This is a genomic window from uncultured Cardiobacterium sp. (genome assembly GCF_938028185.1).
Classification (GTDB): domain Bacteria; phylum Pseudomonadota; class Gammaproteobacteria; order Cardiobacteriales; family Cardiobacteriaceae; genus Cardiobacterium.
Genome location: NZ_CALJAH010000038.1, coordinates 1 through 6253 on the forward strand (window position 1 = coordinate 1; position 6253 = coordinate 6253).

Annotated in this window: 11 protein-coding genes; 6 read left to right on the forward strand and 5 right to left on the reverse strand. The window is 60.0% G+C overall.

Going from position 1 to position 6253, the window contains the following annotated elements; genetic code table 11:
* Positions 1-140: 140 nt before the first annotated feature.
* The 3 genes from Q0349_RS01395 to Q0349_RS01405 form a co-directional block, all read right to left on the reverse strand.
* Positions 141-1163 carry a hypothetical protein gene (locus tag Q0349_RS01395; RefSeq protein ID WP_298079003.1) on the reverse strand — a complete coding sequence of 341 codons (1023 nt, stop codon included), beginning with the start codon at positions 1161-1163 and terminating at the stop codon, positions 141-143.
* A complete protein-coding gene (locus tag Q0349_RS01400) occupies positions 1160-1552 on the reverse strand; it encodes a hypothetical protein (protein WP_298079004.1) in 393 nt (130 codons plus the stop codon). Before Q0349_RS01400 ends, Q0349_RS01395 begins: the two co-directional genes overlap by 4 nt.
* Positions 1553-1677: 125 nt before the next feature.
* Entirely contained in the window at positions 1678-2031 is a 354-nt protein-coding gene (locus Q0349_RS01405) for a helix-turn-helix domain-containing protein (RefSeq protein WP_298079005.1), read from the reverse strand.
* Positions 2032-2129: 98 nt separating this feature from the next.
* Between Q0349_RS01405 and Q0349_RS01410 the strand changes: the two genes are divergently transcribed.
* A complete protein-coding gene (locus tag Q0349_RS01410; RefSeq protein WP_298079006.1) occupies positions 2130-2438 on the forward strand; it encodes a hypothetical protein in 309 nt (102 codons plus the stop codon).
* Entirely contained in the window at positions 2438-2989 is a 552-nt protein-coding gene (locus Q0349_RS01415) for an NAD(P)H-dependent oxidoreductase (RefSeq protein ID WP_298079008.1), read from the forward strand. The genes Q0349_RS01410 and Q0349_RS01415 overlap by 1 nt, the downstream gene beginning before the upstream one ends.
* 64 nt (positions 2990-3053) lie before the next feature.
* Here the strand turns inward: Q0349_RS01415 and Q0349_RS01420 are convergent, their stop codons facing one another.
* On the reverse strand, positions 3054-3563 hold the full coding sequence (locus tag Q0349_RS01420) for a GAF domain-containing protein (RefSeq protein ID WP_298079010.1): 510 nt from the start codon (positions 3561-3563) through the stop codon (positions 3054-3056).
* Between the two features lie 2 nt (positions 3564-3565).
* Complete coding sequence (locus tag Q0349_RS01425; RefSeq protein WP_298079012.1) at positions 3566-4369, reverse strand: SDR family oxidoreductase; 804 nt, start codon at positions 4367-4369, stop codon at positions 3566-3568.
* 184 nt (positions 4370-4553) lie between these two features.
* Between Q0349_RS01425 and Q0349_RS01430 the strand changes: the two genes are divergently transcribed.
* The 4 genes from Q0349_RS01430 (at position 4554) to Q0349_RS01445 (ending at position 6193) form a co-directional block, all read left to right on the forward strand.
* Positions 4554-4838 (forward strand): hypothetical protein, encoded by a 285-nt coding sequence (locus tag Q0349_RS01430; RefSeq protein ID WP_298079013.1) that lies wholly within the window; start codon positions 4554-4556, stop codon positions 4836-4838.
* A gap of 37 nt (positions 4839-4875) precedes the next feature.
* Positions 4876-5160: a hypothetical protein gene (locus Q0349_RS01435; RefSeq protein WP_298079014.1), complete on the forward strand. Its 285-nt coding sequence runs from the start codon at positions 4876-4878 to the stop codon at positions 5158-5160.
* A 155-nt stretch (positions 5161-5315) separates the two neighbouring features.
* Complete coding sequence (locus Q0349_RS01440) at positions 5316-5696, forward strand: hypothetical protein (protein ID WP_298079015.1); 381 nt, start codon at positions 5316-5318, stop codon at positions 5694-5696.
* Positions 5693-6193: a hypothetical protein gene (locus Q0349_RS01445; RefSeq protein WP_298079016.1), complete on the forward strand. Its 501-nt coding sequence runs from the start codon at positions 5693-5695 to the stop codon at positions 6191-6193. The genes Q0349_RS01440 and Q0349_RS01445 overlap by 4 nt, the downstream gene beginning before the upstream one ends.
* The last annotated feature ends 60 nt before the right edge of the window (positions 6194-6253 follow it).

Sequence of the window (6253 nt, forward strand, 5' to 3'; positions counted from 1 at the left end):
ACAGGCGGTGGAGCGGGCTTTTATTGAGTATATTATTTAGGGTGGATGGCTATAACACGGCGCGAAACCGGCAAGGAAGGGTGCCCACGGGCATCCTTTTTCGTATTTGTTACCGTCGGCAGCGCGAAAGCGGGGGAGGGTCATAACCCGTAATGGCGTTCGAGGACGGGCAACGCTGGTGGTGGCTCGCCGGGGGCGGTGAGGTGTGCTGCGATGCTGGCGGCAATTTCGTCGCAGCGTGCGCAGGCCTGGTTGTCGCGGTTTTGCGGTTCGGACAGGGCGATGCGCAGGCGGTCATGGCGCAGGTAGCGCGCGTAGGGGTGCGGTCGCCAGGTGAGGTGCAGATAGCTGCTGTATTTGTCGTAGGACTTGACGTGTTCGCTGTTGACGGCGTGGATGGCCGCCCACGGGACGTGTGTTTCGTCATCGGGCGGGGCGTGCCAGTAATGCACGCCGTCGGCATCAAGGCGGATATAGGGTTTGTGCAGGGCGATGCGGTAGTGTTGCGGCGTGCGGTAACGGCGCCAGGCGGCACGGGCGAGAAGGAGCGCGGCAAGGGTGGCGCTGATGGCGCCGTAGTCGCCGTCAAGCAGCGGGACGGCGATGAGCAGGATGGTGAGGATGAGCGGGCTGTAGAGGGTTTCGATGCCATATTGGTACAGCGCGGTGCGGATGCCGGGTTCGCCGGTGTCCCAATGTTGTTGCCAGTCGGCGGGGATGGCGACGGGCGGCCAGGGAGCGGGACGTGGCGGGTAGCGGGCGATGGTGGCGGCGATTTCGGCGCTACGCGGCTGTGCGGGCAGGCGCAGGGTGAATGCGCGCAGGCGGTCGCCGTCGCGCCAGATGAGGGTAAGGCGGTCGCCGCGCGTTTCCTGGTCGATGAGGTCTGTCCAGGGCAGGCGCAGGGCGCGCCAGCCGGGGGCGCGGTGGTGGCGGAGGGTGAGGCCGCGTGTGTCAAGGCGCAGCGTTTCGGGGCGGATGAGGTAGCGGCTTTCGCGCAGTGCGGTGTAGCCGCTGTACGCCAACAGCAGCGCGCAAAAGGCGAGGTGGCCGCCGTGCAGCGGGGTTTGCCGGGCGATGCGCCAGAGGAGCAGGGCGAGAATGGCGGTGGTGGCCAGGGCGAGCAGGGCGGGGGCGCGGCGGCGGGGAAAGGTGAGGGTCATGATGGTGCGTCGTCCGTGTTGTTGTAAGGGAAGGGCGGGGTGATGCGGTAAGCGATGGCGACGGCGTCCAGCCGTTGCCGGATGGCGAGGATTTCCGGCGCGAGGTTTTCGGCGATGAGCGGGCAGGGCTCCGCGATGAAGGCGCGGGTTTGCGGATAGTTGCGCCCGATAAGGCGGGCGAGGGTGCGGATGTGTTGCGGGTTGTGCGCGTCGGCGTGGTGCAGGTGGATGCGGTAGCAGGTGCGGTCTTCCCGGACAGGCGGGATGTAAGTGGTGACGACCAGAAACATCGCACATTTCGGGCAATACGTCCCGCAGCAGGAATCTTCGATACGCGGCTCCACCGCGCCGCCGCAGTAGTATAGCCATCCACCGAAAGTTTCAGACAAGGCGCGTCGCCGAAGACAGTACGCAGTTGTACGGCGAGGCGACGCAACACAGTATGAGGCTTTCGGTGGATGGCTATAACAGCGGCCTTCCTGCAGGGCAGCATTGATGCCGTCAAACCCGTTTTTCATCGTGTGGCCACCGTGGCGCGGTGCGCCTCGCCCCAGGCGCACATCGCGTTCAGTACCGGCAGCAGCGACTGCCCGCGCGCGGTCAGCGCGTATTCCACCCGCGGCGGCACTTGCGGGAAGACAGTGCGCGAGACGAGACCGTCGCGCTCCAGTTCGCGCAACGCCGCCGTCAGCGATTTGAAAGAAATGCCGCCGATGCGCCGCTGCAATTCGTTAAAGCGTATGGATGGCTGCGTGCCGAGCCAAAACAGAATCACCATCTTGTACTTGCCGCCGATGAGCGACAGCGTGTAACCAAAGCCCGTATCGGCAAGCGCGACCGCGCCCGCCGTGCATGGCGTATTCAACATGACTCACCTCCAGGAAAGTAACGCACCGCAACGTGCGTACTGTTCAGAAAACAAAGAGGATTGTATGCTGCGCGTCCCTTTCACGCAAAAGGAAACCGATGAATCCCGACCTGCAAAACGCCGTGTGCCGCCTGATTGACGCCGGTTGTCATTACCGCCTCGACGCGCTGACGGCGTGCCATAGTCGTCCACTGAAAGCCTCATACGGTGTTGCGCCACCGCGCAATACCGCCGTGGCATTCCAGCCAAGCGAAGTGCAGGACGGCATCGGCTACGTCATCGCCACCCGTCGCCTTGACCTCGGCGCGGGCGAAAAACGCATCGCTTTCAACCTGATGTTGCGGCAAAACGCGACGGGCGACTGGCTCGTCTTCCGCGAACACGCCTTTATCCCTGGAGACGCCTGATGAACAAAACCCTGATAATCCTTGCCCATCCCGACCTTGCCCACTCCACCATCAACCGCTGCTGGGCAGACGCGCTGGCGCAGCATCCCGACCGCTTCACCGTGCACGAACTCTACCGCGAATACGCCCACGGCACGATTGACGTCGGGCGCGAGCAGGCGCTGGTTGAGGCGCACCGCAGTCTGGTGCTGCAATTCCCGGTGTACTGGTTCAACTGCCCGCCGCTGTTGAAACAATGGCTGGATGACGTGCTCACCTACGGCTGGGCGTATGGCAGCAAGGCCACCGGCCTGCGCGGCAAAAAGGCGGGCATTGCCGTCTCGCTCGGTTCGCCCGTCGATGCCTACCGCGCCGGCGGCGAGATTGGCGCAACGGTTGCCGAGGCGCTGCGCGCGTTTGCATTGACGGTGAATTATTGCCACGCCCTCTGGCAGCCTATTTTTGCCTTCCACGGCATTGACAGTACCGCACCTGGCTATGACGACGGCAAACGCGCCGAGGTTGCGCGCAGCGCCGGGGATTATTTGGCGCATCTGGCGCGGTATTACTGAAACATCCGCGTCAAAACCGCCCATACCTGCAGGTGCGCCTTGGCGCACCGTTTTTTTTTTGGCATCACGGAATGCCGCTGTCCTGCCGCAACTCAACCCCGCATTCCGTCAACAGCGCCGCCACCGCTGCCAGCCCCTGCGCGTCGGTGTCGTCGAAGGCGGCGAGTGTTTCCGCGTCCGCGTCCAGTACCGCCCACACCTTGCCGTCCGCATCATGCAGTGGCACGACGATTTCCGATTGCGAACGTGAGGAGCAGGCGATATGGCCGGGATGGGCGTTCACGTCCGGCACGACGATGGTACGGTTTTGCGCCCACGCCTGGCCGCAGACGCCACGGCCACGCGCGATGCGGGTGCAGGCCAGCGGCCCCTGAAAGGCGCTCAGCACCAGTTCCTCACCGGCGACGCGATAGAAACCAACCCACAACCAGCCGAACGCTTCCTTCAGCACGGCGGCAGTGTTGGCAAGATTGGCGACGGCATCGCTTTCATCTGCCAGCACCGCGCGCAGTTGCGGCAGGAGCTGGGCGTAGCGCGCCGCCTTGTCGGCGGCGGTCAGATGGATTTCGTGCATGGTCAGTTCGATTTCGGGCTGGCGGCGCTACCGGCGAGCAGGCCGCCGTCGATGTTGTACTCGCTGCCGGTGATGTAGGTCGCTTCATCGGAGGCGAGCAGCATGGCGAGCGCGGCAACTTCTTCGACGCGACCCAAACGGCGCACGGGAATGGCGCGTGCCATTTCGGCGAGGCGTTCCGGCCGTTGCGCTTCCGTGCCGCCGAGCATCGGCCACCACATCGGCGTGTCAATCGCCGCCGGGTGGATGGAATTGCAGCGAATGGCCAGCCCCTGCTGCGCGCAGTAGAGGGCGACGCTCTTGCTGTGGTTGCGAATCGCCGCCTTGCTCGCGGCATAGGCGGCGGCGGTCGGGATGCCGACCAGACCGGAGCGCGAGGAAATGTTGATGATGGAACCTTTTCCTTGCGGGCGCATCGCGCCGATGGCGTAGCGGCAGCCGAGGAAAGTGCCGTCGAGGTTGGTGTTGAGCACCGCGTGCCAGTCGGCGAGCGAGACGTGTTCGGGGTCGTGGGCGGGGTTGGTCTCAATGCCGGTGATGCCGGCGTTATTGACGAGAATGTCGAGCGTGCGCTGGTCGGCGGCGAGGGTTTGCAGCGCCGCTTCCCAGTCGCGCTCCTCACGCACATCGAGCGGCAAATAGCGGGCGTTGGCGCCGATGTCGGCGGCGACGCGCTCGCCGTCGGTGTGGTTGATGTCGCTCAAATAGACAAACGCGCCTTCGGCGGCGAACGCGCGGGCGATGGCTTCGCCGATACCGCGGGCGGCACCGGTGACGAGGGCAGTTTTTCCGGCAAGTCTGGACATGGGATTGCTCCGGTTATGAAAGGAGACGGCATTATAGCGCTGGCGATTGACGGCATCGCCGCGCCGCTCATAGAATCGCCGCATGGACAACGGCAAACGCGCAGCGCGCTTGTGCGAGGGCGATATTGCAACACTGATGCGGCCATCCGCTGCATTTCCTTTTTTCATTGACCCAGGAGTTGCCATGACTGCCAAAATTTATCCGACAAAAAGCTATCTCGACCCTGCTGAACGCGAAGCGCTCTTGCGCGAAGGCAGGATGGATACTGTCTGTCTTGCCGAATCACATGAAGCGGATCATGCAGGTGATGAGGAAATGGCCTGGGCATGGCTCGCCTGTGCCAAATTACCTACCGGCTCATTAAAATCGCTGAAACGCTGGTATGGCGCCGATTTCATTCGCACGCGCGGCTTTGATACCAGCAATGCCGATGCGGATTTGGGGCCGGACTGGCTGAATCGGCTCTAATCTGCATTCCCTCTTTTTATTTACCTAAGGAGCTGCCATGACAACCAAAATTTACCCGACAAAAAGCTATCTCGACCCCGCTGAGCGTGAAGCACTCTTTCGTGAAAGTGGCATGGATACCGTTTGTGCGGCGGAATCACAAAGCGCACGCGAGGCAGGTGATATTGAAACGGCCTGGGATTGGCTTGCCTGCTCAAGAATGCCCACCGGCTCATTAAAATCCCTGAAACGCTGGTATGGCGCCGATTTCATTCGCGCGCGCGGCTTTGATACCAGCAATGCCGATGCGGATTTGGGGCCGGGCTGGCTGGATGCACCCTGATGAGCAAGCCATTAACCACGATACAAATACTCTTTGAAGAAGAAATATTCATCAAAGGTATGCGCCAAACGTCTGCGGGACGCGTCCTTTCAGAAACCAGAAAAAAACTGCTGCATCACATCAGGGGAATCACAAAAACGGGCGACGCCCCTTTAATGATTGCCACCGAACTCGCTATCCTGCAGAACGATTTCGACCGCTATGCCAACAGCCGCGCGATGGAATCCAGTCTGCAAAGTGCCATCAACGAAATGGAAGTCATCCGGCGGCACTTTGCCATTATTCACACCCCGGCGTATGCGGCGGTCAATGCCGCCTTCAGCCTGCCCAAAAACCGGCAAAAGGGGCTGCCACTGGACGAGGCGCGACAATCCTTCCGCAGCCATTACGCCCGCCTCGCCAATCTCGACAAATCCCGCCTCGATGACGACGAAAAGGAAATTATCGACGCGCGGCAGGAAATGTTTGGCGTGGCGCAAGAGATTTATATCAGTTGCCAGTTGCAGGTATTGGGGATAATGCAGGAGGTATTATGATTGATAGCGAAAGGTATCAATATGTTGTCAGCAAGATGAAAGAGGTTTTGATTAACGCTATTTATTTGTTTACGCCGCTTTGGGCTACTTTTGCTTTTTATGGAATTTCAATACTTCCACTACCAAGGGTAATCATACAAACTCTTGTCATTGCCATGGTAGTACTATTGCTTGCTTTAATAACGCTTGCCGTTCGTGATTTATTCCTTTATGAAGATGAGTGGATTCAAATCCTTATTATTTTATTATCAGTATTTGCCTTGATAATAACCGGAAAAATGTTGCGCCAAGATAGTCTTGGCAGTTTTTTGTTTTTGTTTGTTTCTGGCACGCTGCTACCCGTTATTCGCGGTGCTTGCGGTGATTTGGGTAATATGTCCGGTTTCATCAAACTGTTCATTCTTGCCATATTAACAGCTATTTTCATCCTGCCCGCCGGATTTCTCTATTGGGCTTTTCTTGAAATACTCGCAGACATCTTTTCAATCCACATATAAACCACCATGAGCATCTACGCCCTTAAACCCAAATTCCAAAACCTGCTGCGCCCGCTGGTG

Excerpts from the sequence above, each read along its gene's own strand:
- Q0349_RS01395 (WP_298079003.1), bottom strand. The coding sequence starts at position 1,163 with ATGACCCTCACCTTTCCCCGCCGCCGCGCCCCCGCCCTGCTCGCCCTG.
- Q0349_RS01405 (WP_298079005.1), bottom strand. The coding sequence starts at position 2,031 with ATGTTGAATACGCCATGCACGGCGGGCGCGGTCGCGCTTGCCGATACG.
- Q0349_RS01410 (WP_298079006.1), top strand. The coding sequence starts at position 2,130 with ATGAATCCCGACCTGCAAAACGCCGTGTGCCGCCTGATTGACGCCGGT.
- Q0349_RS01415 (WP_298079008.1), top strand. The coding sequence starts at position 2,438 with ATGAACAAAACCCTGATAATCCTTGCCCATCCCGACCTTGCCCACTCC.
- Q0349_RS01420 (WP_298079010.1), bottom strand. The coding sequence starts at position 3,563 with ATGCACGAAATCCATCTGACCGCCGCCGACAAGGCGGCGCGCTACGCC.
- Q0349_RS01425 (WP_298079012.1), bottom strand. The coding sequence starts at position 4,369 with ATGTCCAGACTTGCCGGAAAAACTGCCCTCGTCACCGGTGCCGCCCGC.
- Q0349_RS01430 (WP_298079013.1), top strand. The coding sequence starts at position 4,554 with ATGACTGCCAAAATTTATCCGACAAAAAGCTATCTCGACCCTGCTGAA.
- Q0349_RS01435 (WP_298079014.1), top strand. The coding sequence starts at position 4,876 with ATGACAACCAAAATTTACCCGACAAAAAGCTATCTCGACCCCGCTGAG.
- Q0349_RS01440 (WP_298079015.1), top strand. The coding sequence starts at position 5,316 with ATGATTGCCACCGAACTCGCTATCCTGCAGAACGATTTCGACCGCTAT.
- Q0349_RS01445 (WP_298079016.1), top strand. The coding sequence starts at position 5,693 with ATGATTGATAGCGAAAGGTATCAATATGTTGTCAGCAAGATGAAAGAG.